Raw genomic sequence first — 20,716 nt, 5'->3', positions numbered from 1 at the left:
CAGAACTGATATAAGGGTGTGTCTGCCTAACTTTACAAAGTCAGCTTCGATCGCTATCGGACAAAAAACATAACGAAAAAGATTTTTGCTCATTAGGGTGTTTCATAAAACCAATGTCTAGTCCTTCTACAAGTATAGAAGGAGTAAATACAGCGAATTTTTTATGAAATACAGTCAATTAAAAGTCATCAGAGCTACGGGACAATCCGCAAGAATAGTAGGGATTGTCGGGATGGTCGGAATTGTCGGGTTGATAGTTGGACAAATATTTTTCCAGGCAAGACCAACAGGAAGAATCGCTATTAAAATGGAAAAAACGCTAAAACTCCAAGAACCTGTACTTAGCAAAGCTATTGGCATTGGCGGAGTTTTGATAGTGTCAGGAATAATTTTCATTGGAAATTCTCGAAAACCTCGTCAAGAAAAGGCAGAGTCAGAAATACATAGCTCTCCAGTTTTTACGAATGCGATCGCAACTCCAAGAGCTTGTGAAGGATGTAAGCACTACCATGGTATTGTCTATAATGGTGTACCCTTTGTTTGTGGTATGTATCCTTATGGTGTGGAAAAGAATGTATGCCAAGATTGGGAAGAAAACAACAGTTAAATTATAAGTTGACTATATAAAATACTACTACTGGGTACTGTTGAAAATCTCTATGCCTGCTACTCTAAAAATGACATGACCATAAATTAACACTTTGATTTTTGAGGAAGAAAGAGCGTCATGAAAACCTCAACGACCTCTAAGCATTTACCTCCAGGTCCTAAAGGTCATTTTTTAGTAGGAGTGCTACCAGAATACAGTCGCAATCCTCTAGGGTTCTTCAGCCACTGCGCCAAAACATATGGTGATATAGTTTACCTAGGAGGTTGGATTCCATCCTATCTCCTCAATCACCCGGACTTGATTGAACAGATGCTGGTGAGCCAACAGCACAATTTGATAAAAAGCCGACTGGGAAACATTACCAAGCCACTCTTAGGTAACGGTTTATTAATGAGTGAGGGAGACTTTTGGAAGCAGCAGCGTCATCTCATTCAACCTGCATTTCACCGCGATCGCATTGCAGATTACGCTCGTGTCATGGTGGACTATACGCAACAGATGCTAACCACTTGGCAAGATGGTGAGATTCGCGATATTCATCACGAAATGATGCAGCTGACTTTGGCGATCGTAGCGGTAACCTTTTTTGGGAGCGATGTGGAAGCTGATATTGATGTTATTGACCAAACTGTAAAAGTCACTCTGACGCATTTTGATAAAAGCAGCACAAACCTTCTGTGGTTTTTGCTTCCCAACAGTATACCGACTCCAGATAATCTCCGCTTCCGAAAAGCCGTGAAGCAATTAGACGCTGTTGTTTATCGGTTAATTCAACAACGCCGCACATCCACGAAAGAAACTGGCGATTTGCTTTCAATGCTACTACACCTGCAAGCAGAAGATGGCACCCAAATGAGCGATCGACAACTAAGGGACGAGGTGATGACCTTTATTCTGGCAGGTCATGAAACAACCGCCTTAGTCCTCTCTTGGACGTGGTACTTGTTAGCAAAACATCCAGAAGTTGAAGCCAAGCTACTGACAGAATTACAGACAGTATTAACAGGTCGAGTTCCCACCTTGACTGACCTACCCCAACTGCCCTACACCGAGTGGATTATTTTAGAATCAATGCGACTTTATCCACCTGTTTGGGCAATACCTCGTACCGTTGCTCAAGACTGTGAGATTGCAGGCTATCGGGTAAAAGCAGGAAACGGATTAATCGCTAGCCAATGGATTGTACACCGAGACCCACGCTGGTTTAGCAATCCAGAAACTTTTAATCCTGACCGATGGGCTAATGATTTCGCCAAACGCCTACCCTCCGGAGCCTATTTCCCCTTTGGTGGCGGTGCCAGAATCTGTATTGGCAAAGCATTCGCCATGATGGAAGCTCGCTTGCTGCTGGCAACTATTACTCAAGCCTACCAAATAACTCTGATACAAGAGGAGCCTGTAGAACCTTGGCCAAGCCTTACTCTCCGTCCTAAACAAGGGATTACAGTTCGTCTAAACCAGCGCTCTCGTCAAGGTAATGCAGCCAACAAAATGCTAGAGCGCCAGTTCATTAATCCCAACAACCCGGTTTCTTCGAGTTGAGCAGACGAGATGACCTATTGGTTATTGGACTCCCTGCAAAAGCTGGGCAGTGAAGTGGCATTGCGCCCCTACGGTAGGTGATGATGCAATACGGTTCAGATAAGCACGCTGTCAGAAACCCGGTTTCGCAGAAGTTACCGGGTTTCTCTGGTCGCCAATTACGTTAACCGAACCGTATTGGGTGATGATGGTTCTCAGGTATTGAAAAATCAAACATTGAGGCGCTAAAAATGCCTGATTCATATCTAATGTTTTCTGTCAATGCGTCAGTTCTAATGATTTCTGTACCGATGCTCTAGAATAGCCACTTACTGCATAAGTTGACCAACGCTCTGACACTTTGCGACAAACTCAAAACCAAACTGATACAATCGTTTTGCAGACAGCAAGAAAAAGCATGGATACAACCGTGGGTCAACTGTTAGCCGCCTAACAGCAACTGTAAAAAAATGACAAGACCGTATCAAATTGTACTAAATACCAACGTACTCCTTGCTGGTTTACGCTCCAACCGTGGCGCATCCTACAAACTATTAACAATACTCAATGATACTCGTTGGCAGTTAAATATTTCTACTGCCTTAATCTTCGAGTACGAAGAAATCCTCAAAAGAGAAAAAGACCAATTAACATTAACCTCGAAAGAGATTGATGATGTGATAGAAGCTATTTGTGCCATTGCCAACCGATGTAGTATTTTTTATCTATGGCGACCCTTAGCACGCGATCCAGATGATGATTTTCTTATCGATTTAGCTGTCGAAGCAAGAGTCGATTTTATTATCACATACAATCAAAAAGATTTACAAGCTGCAGAAAAATTTGGCATTAGGGTTGTGTCACCTAAAGAATTTTTACAACACGTAGGAGAGATACCATGAGCAACTTAAACGTACAAATTCCTGATTCTTTATATAAACAAATTGAGATCTTAGCCACCAAAGAAAATATATCCCTTGAACAACTGGTAGCCATTGCCTTATCCGCACAAGTGTCAGCATGGATGACCAAAGATTATATAGAAGAAAAAGCCAAACGCGGTAGTTGGGACAAGTTTCAGCAAGTTTTAAATAAAGTTCCTGATGTAGAGCCAGAGGATTATGACAAAATATAAGTGCTATAGCTTATCTTAGCAGTAAATAAACAACAAATTCGATTATCCCATCACGACGCACGATAGAATTGCATCCAACAGCCCCAGAACCACCACAAATGGTTTCGTAATACTGGTGTTGCTTGTTGCCAAAAGTAAAATTATTCATCGTGCCTTGAGATGCTGCCATTATACCCAACGCACCGTATAATGTATTAGCGATCGCTTGCGACGTTTCCAAATTGCCTGCAACCACAGCCGCCGGATAGTGCGGATTGAGCAGAGAGCCTTCTGGGATAATAATCTCCAATGGCTTGAGAAAACCTGCATTAACTTCTGGCTGTCATCCTTTGTTAAAATCAGGTGATTTTGTTGCGTTAATTGTGCATCCCATCCCGGCTCAATGAGATTTGTTCCTGTAGGTTCAATAATTAAGGCTCGAATACCTTGAACTATGGCACTGATCGAATATTTAGAACGTGGAGATTGGCGTGGAGTTCTCCGCAGGAGTTTTGAGGGAGCGATTACTTTATTACAAACGGATCGATTTCGCCCAACCTCTAGCGCTGTCGATGATGTCAAAAGTTGGTTGACCAATGGTGGTGTTAGTCGCGTTCAACTTCAACTCGACCGGGAGATGAAGGGACGCCGTTTAGAAGAGAATCACCAAAGAGAGATTCGTGATTTTTTAGAGCAACTGATACAAGAAAACCAGCTTTCAATCGTGCAACTGATGGCTAACGGTATCATTCCTTGGAATCAAGCTGATTTTCTGGTGACGATGGGCATTTCAGAATCAGAATTTGATGCAATGTTGCAACAAATTTCAACAGACACCAATCCGTTTGAAACCTGGATGTTAGCAAATGGCTATTCTCAGGAGATTATTGACCAAATTTATGAAGTCATTGATAGCTGGCTTATCAAGAACGGATTACGTTTTCCCACACACCCTACTGATCACAATTTAAACTAATAGCAGTACCACAAGCCGATCTTGAACTCTGGCTAACAGCTAATCGTGAACTTTGTGACTCTAAATAGAGAGATCCTCGTCCTTTAAATCGCTAACAAACATATGTCCGGGTGCATGGATAATAGCGAATTCAGGCTTTGCTTGAAGAATTGCAGTTTGAGTCGTGACTCCACAAGCCCAAAAAACGGGAACTTCATCATCGCGAAGAGTAACCGCATTCCCGTAATCTGGACTTGCCAAATCTTCAGCTTATTAAAAAAGAAAATTTTATTCAAAAAGACTTTCAATATCTCTAGCACCATGTAAGACTCGAATAACTTCGATGCCTTTATCGATAGGACGATAAAATATAATGTAATTGTTAACCGGAAAACTCCTTAGCCCATCAAGAATTTCAGCACGTTCTTTCCCCATTAATGGGAATTGTGCCAGTTTTTGCATTTTTTCATCCAACACTCTTAATAAAGAGTCAGCTCGTTCCTCACTATAATCTGCGATGTAGTTCCAGATTTCCTTAAGGTCGTTTTTGGCTAATGGTGTTCTGATAACTCGGCTCATGCGGTCAGTTTTCCTTCCCGATCTCTTTTTGCCTCTTGAATGATTTCTTCAATATTAAGGGGTTCTGATAAACCACTGTCTAAGCCATCCTGAATCTCCCGACGCAGTTCTTCAAGTCTTAACTTACGCAAGTCCTCTTTCTCTTTAAGAAGCCGCAGCCCTGCACGAATCACTTCGCTCTGTGACTGATATTCGCCGCCCGCAAGCATCTCCTCAACAAACTTATCGAATGTTTCTCCCAAATGCACGTTCATAGGATACCTCTTGAATATTTTATAAGCACTTCTTATATAGTCTCATGTTTTAACAATGATAGTGTGGACACTGCATAGTATACAACCTCAATTCCTTCCTCTATGATGCAACGCCTGGTAAACTGAAACAATTAGAAAAAAACAATGTTATGGAAGTTGTTACTAGTTGGGGAAAACAGGCAGCACAATCGCTTGTCCTTAAATTACTCAATGCTTCACATCTATTACACTCATTTGCTCCATTCGTCCCATGCAGCTTTCGCCAATGATTGCGATGACTTCTTCGCGGATCGCATCGGTTGCCTGAGAATCTGAAACAAAAACTGCGATCGCCAGATGTTGTCCATTCGGTAGCGTCACGAGTCCCACATCATTGGTTGCAGCTGTCACGCCATTGACGGTAGCCGAAGTACCTGTTTTGTGTGCTACAACTGTTCCCTTCGGTAACAGTCCCTTAATACGGTTTGGACCTGTCGAAGTTTCTATCATCCATTGCCGCAGTAAGGCTTGACTAGATTTTGAAAGCCCTCGCCCTTTGTGGAAAGCACGTAATAAATTAACAGCTGCATCTGGCGTTGCATAGTTACGATACTGCAATCCTGGCTCTTTCCCGAACTGGATCTCGTTCTCTGTGTTCGCTACAACAATGTCATTTACGTCAAGATTGCGTAAATACTCCGTGACACGTTGTGGTTTACCGATGAGTCGTAACAGCACATCACAAGCCGTACTATCACTTTCAGAAACCATGTACTTTATGAGTTCAGCCAGACTGAATTCCTTTCCTTGCGAATTCTTCTCTAGAATCCGACTGTCCCGAACGATATCGGTAGCCTCAACCCGAATCTTCTGGTCTAACTTCAGGTTTCCTCGATCTACTTGAGCCAAAACTGCCATCGCGATTGGAAACTTATAAACGCTTTGCATGGGAAATCGCCGATCTCCATTTAGAGATACTGATTCTCCAGTTTCTAGCACTGTGGCTGTCATCCCCACCCGCCCTTGAGCCGCACGAGAGATTTGTTCAATGCGATCGCGTAATTCGTTGCTGCGATCGACGTTGGCAATTGTGACTGCGCTCGGCGTACTTGTTTGACTGTTTGAACTATCTTCTCTGTTGCTGGAATTAATACCCGTGCAACTAACACTCAGTAGAACAGCCAGTAGAAACAAGCAAAATGTGTAAAGCCAAGCTTTTTTAACCACTTGAATCATATCCCTATGAATTAGAATCGCGAACCGCTAGAGCTACACTCGGCGATCGTTCAATTTCGGAATTCTTCTTAGAAACCGATTGTTTCAACCAACTAAATAGAAAGATCCTCGTCCTTACCAGTACTGTTCAGCAGTACTGTCAGAGTGCGGGGATGTAATCTACAGGGCTGGATTCACCACCTACGTGGGTTTTAAAACCTTAATTCTTTAATAGTTAGATTTTTAAAACACCTTATAAAGCGGTATAATTAGAATATTGAAGATAACCAATCAATTTCTATGACCAATCAAACACTTAATATTACTGGATTAACTCCAGAACAAATTGAGCAAATCAAAGCAATAATCGAGGCATTTCACGCTAAAAATCAACTAATTCGTAATCAGAATAGTAAAGAAGAACAATCAAGTTACACCAATCATGATGAAGATGTTAATATGAACGATTTATTTTTTACTAGTGAAATTTTAGTACCTTTTGACCGCAGTAAGCTCTATGGACAAAGAACCTAAACAAATTTATCTTGACACTAATGTTTTAGCTTATGTTGTTAATATCAAAGCGGCGCAGCATCGAGCGGCATTAGAAATATTTAGACCTAGTGAAAGAGAAATATTGTGTATATCATCTCAAGTTTTGGCTGAATTTTATTCTTATGTTACTAATCCATCAATTTTAGCCAATCCTTTAGAGTCTCAAGACGCAGTTACTCGCATTAATAGAATGTGTCAAATGCCACACATAAGAATATTACCAACACCAAGTAGTATACACAAAAGATGGATGAAACTATTAGAACAAAGACAAGTTAAAAATGGTCAAATTTTTGATTTGATTCATATCGCTATTATGTTAGAAAACCAAGTTAGTAAAATCTATACCTTTAATGTGAATGACTTTATTTGGTGTTTAGATATAGAAGTTATTGAGCCTAGATAATCAGTAAAGGGAATAGGGGACGGGGAACGGGGAATAGACATTTGATTTCTCCCTTCGCCATCGTGTTAAATCGTTTTCTGCTTTGCTTCTCGGTATCATATTATTATCAGGAGTTGAATTAAGAATGGCTACTTTAACTATTCGTTTACCAGACGAAAAACACAACAGGTTAAAAGAACTTGCTCAAGCCAAAGGAATAAGTGTCAATAAACTGATTGAAGAATTATCGACTTTAGCTCTAGCAGAATTTGATGCCTACACCGGGTTTAAAGCAATGGCTGCAACTGGCAATCCAGAAGAAGGCTTAAAAATATTAGCGAAACTTGATACTTTGTTTATAGACCAAAATCAGTAAATAGCTCATATGTTTTTTTAAGCATCGTACAAAACTTTAACTGGTCAATTCTTTTGCCAAGGCTGGAAACGCGGCGAACGCGCTGTAAAATTCTCTTCCGTCAGGCTGCAAAGAATGACTATTGTGGAAAACCAAATGATTCGACTTCTACAATGGAGAAACTCTGGAATCAAGGTTGCCTAAAATATGAGAAAACCGATATATGAAAAGACATGGAAAGTAAATGGATTAGTCATAATGGAGTTCGCCTTTTCTCCGAATCTTTCGGTACTCCAAACGATCCACCAATTTTATTAATCATGGGAGCGATGGCTTCAGCCGTGTGGTGGGCGGAAGATTTCTGTTGCCAAATGGCTGCTCTGGGTCGCTATGTGATTCGCTACGATCACCGAGACACAGGGCGCTCAACCAGTTACGAGTCAGGTCACATCCACTATTCCGTTGAAGATCTAGCGGATGATGCTTTTTGTGTTCTCAATGGCTATGGAATTCAGAGCGCTCATTTAGTGGGGATGTCGCTAGGAGGATTCCTCGCTCAACTTATGACGCTCAAGCGTCCTCAACGGGTCAAAAGTCTAACGTTAATCGCCTCGGAACCCTTGGCTGAAACCGATCCGACCATACCAGGGATCGATCCATCTGTCCTTGAATACCATGCAAAAGCCAGTGAACTGGATTGGGCAAACCGTGAGGCAGTGATTGAGTATCAAATTGGTGCGTGGCGATTGATTTCCGGTTCAGCCCATCCGTTTGATGAATCAGCTATCCGCGAATTAGCTGGAGCTGACTTCGATCGCACTCCCAATCTCATGACGACCTTTAATCATGCCTTGCTTCAAGGTGGAGAAAAATGGTTTAACCGCCTTCACGAAATTGCTGTACCAACTCTGGTTATTCATGGCACAGAAGATTGTGTTTTACCCTATGCCCATAGCTTGGTATTACAAGCAGAGATCCAGGATGCTGTATTACTACCATTGCCAGGAACAGGACACGAACTACATCGCGTTGACTGGTCTGTTATTCTTGAAGCGATAGAAAAGCACACTGTATCACAGCAAGAAATAACCTAACAATTCGCTTGGAGAAACAAGTTCGCTAACCCATAAGAATTTAATAAAGCACTGTAAGAATCACAAAAGCAGTCAAACATTAGAACTAAGTACGCTTTATGACTCTAAATAAAAAGCTCTTCGTCCTTTAAGTCACTCACAAACATATGTCCGGGTGCATGGGTAATGGCGAATTCAGGCTTGGCTTGAAGAATCGCAGTTTGAGTCGTGACTCCACAAGCCCAAAAAACAGGAACTTCATTATCGCGAAGAGTAACTGCACTTCCATAATCTGGACTCCCCAAATCTTCAATCCCGATTACCTCTGGATTACCAATATGCACAGGAGATCCGTGTGCTTTGTAATAGCGACTCGTGACTTCTACAGATCGAACGACATGATGTGCGGGTAAGGGACGCATGGAAACAACTAGGGGGCTGGAAAAGGTTCGACTGGGAATACATTGAATGCTTGTTTTGTACATCGGAACATTTTTCCCTTCTTCTATATGTCGTACAGATAGCCCAGCATTGAGCATGGCATTCTCAAAGGAAAAAGAGCAACCGATTAAAAAAGCAACTAAATCGTCTTTCCAAAATGGTCTAATATCCGTTGTTTCCTCAACAAGCTGACCCTGGCGAAAAACTCTGTAGCGTGGTAAATCCGTTCTAATATCAGCACCAGGAGCAATCAATTTAGGTTCGGGATTCCCAACTTCTGTAACATCAAGAATTGGACACGGCTTGGGGTTTCGCTGACAAAACAGCAGAAATTCAAACGCCAGATCGTATGGCAATACAACTAAGTTAGCTTGAACATATCCCAGAGCAAGCCCAGGTGTAGGAGCCTTTAACTCACCAGTTCGACATTGCTGACGGATTTGGGAAGGAAGTGCAGAAATTGACATCATTTATCTCCTGTACGAAGTACAAATTTATCTGCGTTCGTCTGCTACAGGCTGCGGTTCTATAACTTTTTTCTGATGCAATACAGGACAAGATTTTTGAATGTTGGGTTTCGTTCCTCAACCCAACCTACTTTTCACACAAGGTTAAGAAGAGGGTAAAGCACCAAACCCACCACCTCCAGGCGTTTCGATCGCAAAAACATCACCGGGCTGCATTTGAACTTCAGCTTTACCAGCCAGAGATTCAATAGTCCCATCACGACGCACCACAGAATTGCATCCAACAGCCCCCGATTCACCACCCGCTAACCCAAACGGCGGAACCACTCGATGACCAGACAAAATCGCTGCTGTCATAGCTTCCCGGAATTGAATCCGACGAATTACCCCATTACCACCCCTATATTTACCACAACCACCACTATTAGGACGGATTGCAAACTCTTCAACTAAAACTGGAAACCGCCACTCCAGCACCTCTGGATCGGTCAACCGCGAGTTCGTCATATGCGTCTGAACCGCGTCAGTTCCGTCAAAATCAGCACCAGCCCCAGAACCGCCACAAATCGTTTCATAATACTGGTGTTGCTCGTTGCCAAAAGTAAAATTATTCATGGTGCCTTGAGATGCTGCCATTATACCCAACGCACCATACAATGCATTAGCGATCGCTTGTGACGTTTCCACATTGCCTGCAACCACAGCAGCCGGATAGCGCGGATTGAGCAGACAGCCTTCTGGGATAATAATCTCCAATGGCTTGAGACAACCTGCATTCAGTGGAATATCATCCTCAACCAATGTCCGAAACACATAAAGCACAACTGCTTTGCAAATTGCCAATGGTGCATTCAAATTAGTAGATTGCTGAGGTGAAGTCCCCGCGAAATCAACGCGAGCAGAACGGTTATGGCGATCGATGGTAATCTTGACATAAATAATACTCCTATCATCCATTGTGTACGTGAAAATACCATCTTGAAGCACATCAATCGCCCGTCGCACCGCTTCTTCTGCATTATCTTGAACGTGTTGCATATAGGCTTGCACAGTTGCGAGTCCGTAATGCTCCACCATGCGGTGAAGTTCTTGCACGCCTCTCTCATTAGCAGCAATCTGTGCCTGGAGATCGGCTAGATTTTGACTGGGATTGCGGACTGGATAATCCCCTGCACTCAACAATTCCAGTATCTTTGTTTCTTGAAAACGTCCTTGCTCGACAATTTGCACGTTATCTAGTAAAATACCTTCTTGGTCAATGGAAGTGCTGTGAGGTGGCATTGAACCAGGTGTAATACCGCCAATGTCAGCATGGTGTCCCCGTGACGCAACATAGAATAGCGGAGTGGTAGAATCAGGGACAAAAACTGGAGTAATCACAGTCACATCTGGCAGATGCGTCCCTCCATTATAGGGATTGTTGGATACGTAAGCATCTCCAGGTTTCAGAGTTTTTCCTTTAGCTTGAATTAAACTGTTCACACTTTCGCTCATGGAACCCAAATGCACTGGAATATGGGGCGCATTAGCAACAAGTTGTCCTTGTCGATCAAAAATAGCACAGGAGAAATCGAGCCGTTCCTTGATATTGACTGAGTAACTGGTGTTTTGCAGTGTAATTCCCATTTCCTCAGCAATGGCTCGTACTAAATTGTTGAAAATTTCTAAGAGAACGGGGTCGGGGGTAGACGAGGAAGGAGCAATAACAGATGGATTTGATTCTATTTCATTCTTTAACTTCTGGCTGTCATCCTTTGTTAAAATCAGGTGATTTTGTTGCGTTAATTGTGCATACCATCCCGGCTCGATTACATTTGTCCCTGTAGGTTCAATAATTAAGGCGGCTCCGGTGATGCGATCGCCTGGTCTTAAATCATGGCGTTGATAAACAGGTGTATCGTGCCAAGTGCCTTTGGTATAGATTTTAACAGTGGCGATTAGTTTGAGCGGTGCTGTTCTGCTAAATGCAACAGTTAGCTCTTTAATCTCGCCACTTTGTCCGATCGCTTCCACTGAAGCCGCTTCAACAATCAGTGCTTTATCGGGCATCGTGAAGCCATACCGTTGGTAGTAAGCTTGCTCAAAGCGTTCTCGTAGAATAGCACAACGAGCCTCGTCGGGTAAAACTTCCTCTGGATTGCCAAAATCTACCACCAATGCGGAATCTGTACCTGCATAGCGTAAATGGACTTTGAGCAGAACTTGAATTTGAGAGCGATCGATACCCTGTTGCATCATGTCAGCATACCCTTCAGCGGAAAGTGCGCTCAGCGTTTGAGCTAACCCAGGGATTGCGTCATGAGTTAATTGAACTTCCACCGCCTTTTCTTTGAGCGATCGCACATCCGCTAAGCCAATACCATAAGCAGAGAGTACCCCAGCATAAGGATGAATAAAAATTGAAGTCATACCCAGTGCTTCAGCAATTAGACAAGCGTGTTGTCCCCCCGCACCACCAAAGCAGCACAGCGTATATTCTGTAACATCATAACCGCGTTGAATAGAGATTTTCTTAATAGCGGTAGCCATTTTGTCGATCGCGATCGCTAAAAACCCCTCAGCAACTTGTTCCGATTTGCGCTGACTTCCCGTCTTTTCAAAAATTTCTGTAGCCAATTGAGCAAATAAGTTCCGTACAATCTCAGTATCTAGTGGTAAGTTCCCTTCAGTACCAAACACAGCAGGAAAGAACGGGGCTTGAAGTTTACCCACCATCACATTGCAATCCGTCACTGTTAACGAACCGCCCCGACGGTAGCAAGCGGGACCTGGATCTGCACCCGCAGACTCAGGACCAACTCGGTAACGGTAACCGTCGAAGTTGAGAATCGAGCCACCTCCGGCTGCTACTGTATGAATTGACATCATCGGTGCGCGTAGTCTCACTCCTGCAACTTCTGTTTCAAATGTGCGCTCGTACTCTCCGTTAAAGTGTGAAACATCGGTAGATGTTCCACCCATATCAAATCCAATAATTTGATGAAAACCTGCCATTGCACTGGTTTTTACCGCTCCAACAATACCACCAGCCGGTCCCGATAAAATGCTGTCTTTGCCTTGAAATCTGTCAGCTTCAATTAATCCACCGTTGGATTGCATGAACATTAAACGAGGAGATGAAGCAGGAATCGTTGTGTTCTTATCTTTTCCTAGTTCTGCTGCTACCTGGTTAACATATCGCCGCAGAATTGGGGATAAGTAGGCATCTACAACAGTGGTATCGCCTCGACTCACAAGCTTCATGAGGGGGCTGACTTTGTGAGAGACTGAGATTTGGGTGAAACCAATATCTTTCGCTAATGCCGCAATTTGTTGTTCGTGGTTGGGGTAACGATAGCCGTGCAGAAATGCGATCGCACAAGACCGAATGCCATCATCGTATGCTGTTTGAAGCGATTGACTCAGAGCGTCGTTAATCTGAACTGGAATTAATTCTTCTCCTTGGGCAGTATAGCGTTCTTCAACTTCAATGACTCGCTCGTACAGCATTTCGGGAAGCACAATGTGACGAGCAAAAATGTTGGGACGATTTTGATAGCCAATGCGTAGAGCATCTCGAAACCCTTTAGTTATTAGCAAAAGAGTGCGATCACCTTTACGCTCTAACAATGCATTCGTCGCCACTGTCGTTCCCATCTTGACTGCTGCAATTTGTTCTGTGGGAATGGGTGCATCTGATGGAATTCCTAAAATCTCCCGGATACCTTGAATTGCAGCATCGTTGTAACGTTCTTTATTTTCAGATAAGAGTTTGTGAACGACGATTTCACCATCCGGGCGTTGCGCCACAATGTCAGTAAACGTACCGCCGCGATCGATCCAAAATTGCCAACTAGAGCGATTGGAATTGCTGATGGACAAGTGCTGTACGCGATCGAGATTCATCCTGACTTCCCTCCATTATTGCAAAGCCCAACTATGTTCTATACTTATACAGCACAATATCTTATATAGTAAAATATGTCATACTATAATATTATGAAACATATAGCTGTAAATTACCTATGGATTACCAATATGTGAAAAGCAAAATTTGGAACTAAGGCGATTGAGGAGATTTCATATCTTGCGTGATGATTTGTGAGAACTTACATCTGGATTTCTTCAAGCTTTGCGATCGTTAATTATTACAGATCTTAGCTATATCTCAATAGCTACGTGTAACCAATATATAGATTGGTTGTTAGCAGCAAGTTTAAAAGAGCTTTAAGTCTGAAAGTAATGTTTCTAAATCTCCATAGTCATAAGGTGGTCGCTTACGCACAGCTAAGACATCTACTATACTGTTTTCTTCTGTAATTGCGTACACAATTCGCCAATTATCCAACCGCAATCGCCACACTTCTGCTTCAAACTCAGGGAGATCGAGTCGTTTACTGTCAGGAGGACGAGGATTATCAGCTAAACCTTGAATTGCTTTTCTAACACGTTGCTTAATATTACCTGGAAGATTTTTAATATCGCTAAATGTTTCAGGCTGAATGTAAACAGTATAATTACTCACTTAATTCCGGCTCCACATCATCCCATTTCAACCAGCCAGCACGTAGGCGATCGCCACCTGCTGCTTTTAACTTAGCAAATGCTGTTTTTGCTATTTGCAAATCTTCCAAGGTTTCTAGCCACTCAACCAGTGCTTCCCAGTCATCATAGTTAAGAACTGCTACACGTTTACCTTTGACAGTAACAAATTGAACAGATTGCAAAGCTTCTAGCCCACTATTCATAAAATACCTCCTTCAGATGTTTATTCCAATTGCTTGCACATGGCATTTTTTAATGACTTTGGCATCAGCAATGAAATTATATCCCATTGATTGGAAGATAGGTGTGAGATGGGTGGAGAATTTTGTGCCAAGTTACTTATTGACAAAGGTACTTGAGCTTAACCTGTCAGTCATATGTTGTAGATCGGGAACGAGGGTTTGGAAGCTCCTCCTTCTAAATTATTGCAACTAATAGACATAGGCGTGGAAAAGATGTAGGGGCGCTCTTGCCGCCGCACCCCTACCAAGACTTTCTCTTACTCGAAGGGTTAGATAGCGGTAACAAGATAGAAATTAGCGAGGAATGGTGGGAAAACAAAAGAGAGGAATTAACACAGCGTTTGCGTCAAGAAAAACCATGACACTACAGATTTTCATTACGTTCCATATTGTTTCAATCGAACGCTAACCCGCATCGTTCAACAGTATAATATCTTATATAGTAAAATATACCATACTATAATATGATGAAACATATAGCTTAGGGTTGCCGATGAACTTTCAACATCTGAATCATCTTGAAGTGCGGCAAATCTGTAATTTCATGGCAGTGGTGCAGGCTGGAAACAACTTTACTGAGGCGGCAAAGCGTCTCGGAATTCATCAGCCTAACCTTACCCAAAGTATTCAGACACTAGAAAAATCATTAAGTGCCAATGCAAAAACATCAAATATCAAACTATTCGATCGCACCAAACGCCCCATTGAATTAACTGAAGCCGGTAAGGTTTTCTTAAAAGAAGTACAGTTAGCTCTCATGTATCTTGAGCGAGCGATCGCACAAGCACAACAAGCAAGTCTTGGTCAAATTGGACGTTTAATCATAGGTCTTAACAATGCTGTCGCAAACAGTATTCTACCCGAAGTGTTACAAGAGTTTCAAAAGCAATTTCCTAATGTAGAACTAGAACTCCACGAAGTCAAAATTCAACAAGAGATTCAGATGCTCAAAAATTGTGAATTAGATGTAGTGTTTCAACGCTCTCCCAGTTTTGATAGGAATGACCCAGATTTAGAGTTTCAAATTCTTCTCAATGAATACTTTGTTGTTGCATTACCAACCAATCATGCTCTAGCTAAGCAAAAGGATACTGAGATTTCTCTGAAAGTATTAGCAAATGAGACGATTATCTTGCCTCCACTTGATGTGTTGCCTTTCTACGGAGAAGTTATTACCTTATGTAAAAAAATAGGTTTTGAACCTAAAATCGCGTCTAACATTAGAGTCACTGGAGTTGTTGTACTTTTGAGTTTAGTGGCATCAGGAAAAGGTGTGTCTATTCTCCCCAATCACGTCCAAATTCTTCACCGGGAAGGCGTTATATATAAAGTGCTGAAAGATGCAACATTGGCTCGACAAATTGCTGCTGTTTGGCGAAAGAAAAATTCATCTACGGTATTACCTAATTTTCTCAAGGTGATTGAGGAGATTATATACCTGCGCGATGCTTGGTAAGAAAAATCGCTATGTCTGGGTCAGTGATGCCTTGCAAACCTGGTACAAAGGGCTAAATTATCGATCGCTTGCTGAGTTGGCGAAGTCTTTCTAATGGGAGAAGCATCAATCGCGGGATCGTGATTTGATGTTTTGGTTATCATGTTAGATTACTAACTGATGAACACTTTTGCTGCTCCGGAAGTTTTTAGATGACAAGCAACTTTCTCAACTCGCTCGAACTCAGCCAACGGTGGAATAAAACGCTGATGTTCTCCAGTCGGCAGATGAACTGGAATGGCGTTTTGGTTGAGCAGTGTCAAAGTCCTGCTTCAGCTTTTGAAATGGAACTCCCTGCCCTATCGGATCATTGGCTCTACTTACATACAGGACAGCCCGCTCCTTTAATTCAAAGACGGGACGATCGCTTGCATGAATCAATCCTTCTCAAAGGGGACAACCTCTTTGTTCCGGCTGGACAACCGAGCTATTGGCGTCAAGATCGAGATATGAGTGGTGTCATTTGCGCTCCACTGCACATCTGCTTAAAACCGGAATTAATTAGACAAGTTGCTGAAGCCTCCGACATTGATTCAAAACGGTTCGACCTCGTGCATTGTTTCGGTCAGCAAGATTTGCAACTTCATCACATTGGAATGCTGATGTTCGCGGAGTTGCGATCGGGTGGCATGATGGGTCAATTATATGCTGAATCGTTGACCCAAGTGTTAGTGATTCATTTGCTGCGGCACTATTCGACCTTGACGCAACCCATCTTGACGCAAACCATTACATCTCAGAATAGAAGCTTAACTCGCGCCCAGTTGCAACAAGCGATCGATTATATTCACACTTACCTCAATCGAGATTTGTCTCTGGCTGAATTAGCAAGCGTTGTTAACATCAGCCCCACTTACTTTGCAAGTTTGTTTAAGCAAGCAATGGGAATCTCGCCGCATCAGTATGTGATTCAACAGCGAGTAGAGAAGGCAAAAGTGATGTTGTTGAAAACGGACTTAGCAATTGCAGACATCGCTTTACAAGTCGGCTTCTCTAGTCAAAGCCACCTGACGCAACAGTTTAAACGTCTCACTGGAATGACTCCAAAGCAGGTTCGTTAATCCCATAAGAATTTGAAAAACTGCCATAAGAACTTGAAAAACGCTAAATAGAATTGAAAACTCGCTCAATGTTGATGGAGCGATCGCAGAAGTTAACTCACTTCAAGCTGCGATCGCTTCTGAATACTCTTGAAGCAAATGAGTAAACATCCTAAGAATCTGATAGAGCGTTGTAAGAATTTGAAAGAAGTTGAGTGCTGAAACTCATTAAACTTCAGAATAAGAGCGTTGGTTATCCAGACCATTGATTTGGCTCTCCAATTTTCACACGCATAAGGATTAGACGCGATGAGAAAGCAACTAATAAATCCGCCAGAACTTTATGATGGAAGACCGCACGGGATGTCCAAAGCGGTTATCGATACCGCAACGGCTACCGTTTACATTTCTGGTCAAGTTGACTGGGACATGAACCACCAAGTTTCATGCCATACCGTCGAGGGGCAACTCTCGAATGTGCTGACTAACCTAAACATCGTCTTAGATGCATCGGGAAGCTCCGTAGAAAATCTGCTTAGCCTTCGCATCTACATTCGTGGTGAATTTGGAGAATTCATCGAGACCATTGCTCCAATTGTCACGCAATATTTAGGAGAGTCGCGCCCAGCTATTACTGGCATCGGTGTTTCTTCACTGGCCTCTCCAGAAACGTTGGTTGAGATTGAGGCAACAGCAGCACTGGCGTGACCCAGTGATTTCCGAAGTAAAAAGGAGAACAATCACTATGTTATGAGCGCGGAACAAATTGCACAAGATCTGAAAGTCGAGCTAGAAGCTGTTCGCTTAGCTGCACAGCAGAATACCTAAATAAAACGGGTATTAGGTTTAGGTTTCATCCTGATGAAATTTTCAATAACAACAGCGTAGTCGATCTGAAGTTTTATCGCTACGCTGTTTTTGCGTTGTGTCAAAATTTCACAGGAAAAAACGTCTACAAAATTCATGTTTTTTCTTTCCTAAAGTAAAAATTTGAGTCAGACAAAGCAATAACTCATTGTTATTTTAATAAGATAAGCTTTATCTGGTAGACTATCAGTCTGAAAAGTGTGTCAAGAACCGACACGAGCACCTCAAGGATATTTCAATGAAACGCGATTCTATCTACTATCAGATTTTTAAGCGGTTTCCAGATTTACTGTTTGAACTAGTGAATGACCCTCCTGAAGGAGCACAAAATTATCGATTTGAGTCGGTTGAAGTCAAAGAAACTTCTTTTCGCATCGACGGCGTGTTTTTGCCGCCTGTGGACGCAACAGACAAAATTATCTTTTTTGCAGAAGTTCAATTCCAAAAAGATGAAGATCTCTATTATCGATTCTTTACTGAGTCGATGATGTACTTGAACCGAAATCGGTGGGAATATGACGATTGGTTCTGTGTCGTTATTTTTCCATCACGCTCATTGGAACCAAGTGATCGCAAAACCCATCGAATGTTTTTGAATAGCGACCAAGTGCAGCGAATTTATCTTGATGAATTGGGGGAGCCAAATCAGCAGCCAATAGGCATCAACTTGATGCAGTTGACAATTGCATCGGAACAAGAAATGGCAGAGCAAGCACGTCGATTGATTGAGCGAGTACAATTAGAGGAAACGGAGACACTGCCGAAAAACGAAATCATCGACATTATTACCACAATCGCCGTTTACAAATTTGCTTCATTGAGTAGAGAGGAAGTAGAAGCTATGCTGGGACTGACTTTAGAGCAGACAAGAGTTTATCAGGAAGCGAAAGCTGAGGGTCGCGTTGAAGGTCGCGTTGAAGGTCGCGTTGAAGGTCGCGAAGAACAGAAAGCTGAAATGTTGAGAGTCACTGTGCCTCTGTTACTTAAAATGGGAATGAGCGTAGAGCAGATTGCTCAAGAGCTGAAAGTCGATCTAGAAGCTGTCCGCTTAGCTGCACAGCAGAACACCTAAATAACGTAAGTATTAGGTTTAAGTTTTTTAATTAACAATACCTTCGCCATTTTTGAAGGGTAAAGTGGTGGTGCTTTAATGATGAAAGCCCGTTTTGCTGTTCCAAGGCAAAAATCATTAGTTTTAAAAAACAGCCTCAGGTTTTCCGGAAGGAATTTTTATTCAATAGCCTGCACGGCAAGACATTGAGATTCTGGCATTTAACCTCAAGAATACACATGGATCGGAAATTTTCGGTGAAAATGGCAAAAGTTTTTGTACCAGGCAAAAATGGCAAAATTGGTCTAGGCTTCTATATTGGCAAAGGTATTGAATTAAACAACAGCGTAGCCGATAAGATCCAATCCCACCCAACGATAAGAAATTCTTGAGAAAATGAGCAGGCTGGGAGTTAGGATCTTTTTTAGATGCCTAATATTCGCAAATATCATCACAGCAGCCATGCCTCAGCCCGACCGTTCTGCCTTACAAGCGCGAAATAGACTACTGTTTATGTTTGTGGTGCTTTGTATCCTAGATGTCGCACTGGTTATTGTTGCGAAGGATCGGTGGGCAATCGGACGCATCTTGCTGACAATTTTAGTGATGTATTTTGTTCTTCAAGGTCGCAAATGGGCAAAATACCTCCTGATGGGTATTTTGAGTTTGTTGGTTGTCGCTCTAATTGCAATGGTTGTGGCACTGAATTCCAAGCTATCCGCCTTTCTCATCGTTGGCAGTTGGATTATGGTCGTTCTCTGTGCCATTACTACGGTTTATATGGCTACGAACAAAGATTTAAATCGTTATTTTTCTTGCAGAAGGCAAGCCTATTCTCAATAGTTTCTATTGTCTAGAATAAAAACACATTTGAATGCCAGAATTATGCGATCGCTACGCTATTTTTATGTTCTACAAAAATTTAAAAGGAAAAAACCGTCCGCAAAGTGCCTGTGTAAATCGTGTTTGCTTGCGAGTTTCCAGGGTCAGTGATGACCTGCAATATTGGCGAAACTGATATGTTATCGTTGATTGGTAATTTATAAAACGCTTCGTAGTTAGTTTGGGTACTGTTAAAAAAGCCGAGAAGGTTATCTCTTTCTTGAAAGATGAGAGGTTGACCTACAGAAAACCCAAGATTAGCACCCTTTGCCAAAAAATCTGGGAATACAACACCTGCTGACCAAGAGGTAGGTTGGATATTACCAGGAAAGTTAAAGGCATAACCAAAGCGTCCAAAGAGTCCAACTTTCTTACCAAGGGCTAGCTCTAAGTTAGCACCTAAGACATTGTATTCTTCTCCATCTTGAGTTCCTCCACTATACTGAAGCCGAATTGCAAAAGTCTTAGAAGGTGAAAACTCAAGTTCAACCACACCTAAATTCGGGTCATCAAATAGACCTCCTTGCTGGCTACTGTTGGTAAAATCAGGTTTGGTGTTAGCAAGACCAGCTTGTTGTGCGCGATAGACTCCCCTAATTGTGAACGCACCTTTACCGGGATTCCAACTGATTGCTGCTCCTGCTCCGGCGCGATCGTTTGCTAGTAGTAGTTGATTGTTGACTAAGCCGTAAGTTGAGAAGTTTCTTGCACTGTTATTAGCAAAGCTGTTTTTATCTACGTAATCGGAAGCAAAGCCTTGAGGGAAGAAAGACACGCGGAAGTCTTCAAATAGCGGAAAAGTGTAACTGAGTCGGTAGAGGTTGAAGCTAGAACCAGCACCGGAGTAATCTAGGGTACTATTAACTTGTAAGAAGGTGTTAATTTCTCTGGTAGTAGCGATCGCATCAATCAGGTTTTGACCATTGTATCAACGTTTTCTAGATTAGCTAAACCCAAACCCAAGTCTTCTAAAGTGACTCCTAAAGTATCGAGTGGGAAAAAAGCCGTTCAAAGTTTTGCCGAGTTAATATAAGGGTAGGTATAGGGGGGTGTACTCCATTTAGATGCCAAGCGCCATAAGCACATTCTGTAAAAAAGGTGGGTACTAAAAA

At 42.3% G+C, this 20,716-nt stretch carries 25 protein-coding genes and 1 pseudogene; 15 read left to right on the top strand and 11 right to left on the bottom strand.

Going from position 1 to position 20,716, the window contains the following annotated elements:
- Positions 1-163 precede the first annotated feature (163 nt).
- The 4 genes from WA1_RS04920 (at position 164) to WA1_RS04905 (ending at position 3,266) form a co-directional block, all read left to right on the top strand.
- A complete protein-coding gene (locus WA1_RS04920) occupies positions 164-607 on the top strand; it encodes a hypothetical protein (RefSeq protein WP_017743159.1) in 444 nt (147 codons plus the stop codon).
- Between the two features lie 120 nt (positions 608-727).
- Positions 728-2,152, top strand: a complete 1,425-nt coding sequence (locus WA1_RS04915; protein WP_017743160.1) for a cytochrome P450 — start codon at positions 728-730, stop codon at positions 2,150-2,152.
- A gap of 449 nt (positions 2,153-2,601) precedes the next feature.
- Positions 2,602-3,033, top strand: a complete 432-nt coding sequence (locus WA1_RS04910; RefSeq protein ID WP_017743161.1) for a putative toxin-antitoxin system toxin component, PIN family — start codon at positions 2,602-2,604, stop codon at positions 3,031-3,033.
- Positions 3,030-3,266, top strand: coding sequence for a hypothetical protein (locus WA1_RS04905; RefSeq protein ID WP_017743162.1), 237 nt, complete (start codon positions 3,030-3,032; stop codon positions 3,264-3,266). The genes WA1_RS04910 and WA1_RS04905 overlap by 4 nt, the downstream gene beginning before the upstream one ends.
- A gap of 79 nt (positions 3,267-3,345) precedes the next feature.
- Here the strand turns inward: WA1_RS04905 and WA1_RS04900 are convergent.
- Positions 3,346-3,579: pseudogene (locus WA1_RS04900) on the bottom strand (hydantoinase B/oxoprolinase family protein); the annotation flags it as partial.
- A 120-nt stretch (positions 3,580-3,699) separates the two neighbouring features.
- Here WA1_RS04900 and WA1_RS04895 point away from each other — a divergent pair.
- Positions 3,700-4,221, top strand: coding sequence for a hypothetical protein (locus WA1_RS04895; RefSeq protein WP_017743164.1), 522 nt, complete (start codon positions 3,700-3,702; stop codon positions 4,219-4,221).
- Between the two features lie 60 nt (positions 4,222-4,281).
- Here WA1_RS04895 and WA1_RS04890 read toward each other — a convergent pair whose 3' ends face one another.
- The 4 genes from WA1_RS04890 to bla form a co-directional block, all read right to left on the bottom strand.
- Positions 4,282-4,461 carry a D-glutamate cyclase family protein gene (locus WA1_RS04890; protein ID WP_017743165.1) on the bottom strand — a complete coding sequence of 60 codons (180 nt, stop codon included), beginning with the start codon at positions 4,459-4,461 and terminating at the stop codon, positions 4,282-4,284.
- 27 nt (positions 4,462-4,488) lie between these two features.
- Positions 4,489-4,779 (bottom strand): type II toxin-antitoxin system RelE/ParE family toxin, encoded by a 291-nt coding sequence (locus WA1_RS04885; RefSeq protein ID WP_017743166.1) that lies wholly within the window; start codon positions 4,777-4,779, stop codon positions 4,489-4,491.
- Positions 4,776-5,033 carry a type II toxin-antitoxin system ParD family antitoxin gene (locus WA1_RS04880; protein ID WP_017743167.1) on the bottom strand — a complete coding sequence of 86 codons (258 nt, stop codon included), beginning with the start codon at positions 5,031-5,033 and terminating at the stop codon, positions 4,776-4,778. The genes WA1_RS04885 and WA1_RS04880 overlap by 4 nt, the downstream gene beginning before the upstream one ends.
- Before the next feature lie 207 nt (positions 5,034-5,240).
- Positions 5,241-6,248, bottom strand: a complete 1,008-nt coding sequence (bla, locus tag WA1_RS04875) for a class A beta-lactamase (protein ID WP_017743168.1) — start codon at positions 6,246-6,248, stop codon at positions 5,241-5,243.
- 279 nt (positions 6,249-6,527) lie between these two features.
- Here bla and WA1_RS04870 point away from each other — a divergent pair, with 279 nt between their 5' ends.
- The 4 genes from WA1_RS04870 (at position 6,528) to mle (ending at position 8,616) form a co-directional block, all read left to right on the top strand.
- Complete coding sequence (locus tag WA1_RS04870) at positions 6,528-6,761, top strand: hypothetical protein (RefSeq protein ID WP_017743169.1); 234 nt, start codon at positions 6,528-6,530, stop codon at positions 6,759-6,761.
- Positions 6,745-7,188: a type II toxin-antitoxin system VapC family toxin gene (locus WA1_RS04865; RefSeq protein ID WP_017743170.1), complete on the top strand. Its 444-nt coding sequence runs from the start codon at positions 6,745-6,747 to the stop codon at positions 7,186-7,188. The genes WA1_RS04870 and WA1_RS04865 overlap by 17 nt, the downstream gene beginning before the upstream one ends.
- A 124-nt stretch (positions 7,189-7,312) precedes the next feature.
- The gene (locus WA1_RS04860) at positions 7,313-7,543 is read left to right on the top strand and encodes a toxin-antitoxin system HicB family antitoxin (protein ID WP_017743171.1); all 231 of its coding nucleotides are present in this window, start codon (positions 7,313-7,315) and stop codon (positions 7,541-7,543) included.
- Positions 7,544-7,755: 212 nt separating this feature from the next.
- On the top strand, positions 7,756-8,616 hold the full coding sequence (gene mle, locus WA1_RS04855; RefSeq protein WP_017743172.1) for an alpha/beta fold macrolide esterase: 861 nt from the start codon (positions 7,756-7,758) through the stop codon (positions 8,614-8,616).
- A gap of 104 nt (positions 8,617-8,720) precedes the next feature.
- Here mle and WA1_RS04850 read toward each other — a convergent pair whose 3' ends face one another.
- From WA1_RS04850 to WA1_RS04835, 4 genes are all read right to left on the bottom strand, one after another.
- The gene (locus WA1_RS04850; protein WP_017743173.1) at positions 8,721-9,503 is read right to left on the bottom strand and encodes a putative hydro-lyase; all 783 of its coding nucleotides are present in this window, start codon (positions 9,501-9,503) and stop codon (positions 8,721-8,723) included.
- Between the two features lie 144 nt (positions 9,504-9,647).
- On the bottom strand, positions 9,648-13,388 hold the full coding sequence (locus WA1_RS04845; RefSeq protein ID WP_017743174.1) for a hydantoinase B/oxoprolinase family protein: 3,741 nt from the start codon (positions 13,386-13,388) through the stop codon (positions 9,648-9,650).
- Between the two features lie 310 nt (positions 13,389-13,698).
- Entirely contained in the window at positions 13,699-14,007 is a 309-nt protein-coding gene (locus WA1_RS04840; protein ID WP_017743175.1) for a type II toxin-antitoxin system RelE family toxin, read from the bottom strand.
- The gene (locus tag WA1_RS04835; protein WP_017743176.1) at positions 14,000-14,230 is read right to left on the bottom strand and encodes a hypothetical protein; all 231 of its coding nucleotides are present in this window, start codon (positions 14,228-14,230) and stop codon (positions 14,000-14,002) included. The genes WA1_RS04840 and WA1_RS04835 overlap by 8 nt, the downstream gene beginning before the upstream one ends.
- 266 nt (positions 14,231-14,496) lie before the next feature.
- On the opposite strand from WA1_RS04835, the gene WA1_RS59395 reads away from it, so the two are divergent.
- Together WA1_RS59395 and WA1_RS04825 are read left to right on the top strand one after the other, a co-directional pair.
- Positions 14,497-14,631, top strand: a complete 135-nt coding sequence (locus WA1_RS59395; RefSeq protein WP_017743177.1) for a hypothetical protein — start codon at positions 14,497-14,499, stop codon at positions 14,629-14,631.
- A 131-nt stretch (positions 14,632-14,762) separates the two neighbouring features.
- Positions 14,763-15,725 (top strand): LysR substrate-binding domain-containing protein, encoded by a 963-nt coding sequence (locus WA1_RS04825; RefSeq protein WP_026134626.1) that lies wholly within the window; start codon positions 14,763-14,765, stop codon positions 15,723-15,725.
- 20 nt (positions 15,726-15,745) lie between these two features.
- Here WA1_RS04825 and WA1_RS59390 read toward each other — a convergent pair whose 3' ends face one another.
- Positions 15,746-15,868, bottom strand: a complete 123-nt coding sequence (locus WA1_RS59390) for a hypothetical protein (protein WP_272819068.1) — start codon at positions 15,866-15,868, stop codon at positions 15,746-15,748.
- A 48-nt stretch (positions 15,869-15,916) separates the two neighbouring features.
- Between WA1_RS59390 and WA1_RS59385 the strand changes: the two genes are divergently transcribed.
- From WA1_RS59385 to WA1_RS04805, 4 genes are all read left to right on the top strand, one after another.
- Positions 15,917-16,825, top strand: coding sequence for an AraC family transcriptional regulator (locus WA1_RS59385; RefSeq protein WP_017743179.1), 909 nt, complete (start codon positions 15,917-15,919; stop codon positions 16,823-16,825).
- Positions 16,826-17,113: 288 nt separating this feature from the next.
- Positions 17,114-17,512, top strand: coding sequence for a RidA family protein (locus tag WA1_RS04815; RefSeq protein WP_026134627.1), 399 nt, complete (start codon positions 17,114-17,116; stop codon positions 17,510-17,512).
- A gap of 397 nt (positions 17,513-17,909) precedes the next feature.
- Positions 17,910-18,743: an Rpn family recombination-promoting nuclease/putative transposase gene (locus WA1_RS04810; RefSeq protein WP_017743182.1), complete on the top strand. Its 834-nt coding sequence runs from the start codon at positions 17,910-17,912 to the stop codon at positions 18,741-18,743.
- A gap of 441 nt (positions 18,744-19,184) precedes the next feature.
- Entirely contained in the window at positions 19,185-19,565 is a 381-nt protein-coding gene (locus WA1_RS04805) for a hypothetical protein (protein WP_026134628.1), read from the top strand.
- A gap of 79 nt (positions 19,566-19,644) precedes the next feature.
- On the opposite strand, the gene WA1_RS04800 is transcribed toward WA1_RS04805, so the two are convergent.
- A complete protein-coding gene (locus WA1_RS04800; protein WP_272819406.1) occupies positions 19,645-20,487 on the bottom strand; it encodes a carbohydrate porin in 843 nt (280 codons plus the stop codon).
- Between the last annotated feature and the right edge of the window lie 229 nt (positions 20,488-20,716).

Source organism: Scytonema hofmannii PCC 7110 (assembly GCF_000346485.2).
In the GTDB taxonomy this organism is placed as follows: domain Bacteria; phylum Cyanobacteriota; class Cyanobacteriia; order Cyanobacteriales; family Nostocaceae; genus Scytonema; species Scytonema hofmannii.
Note: the sequence above shows the minus strand (reverse complement) of the source record. Positions and strands in the feature narration are given on the sequence as shown.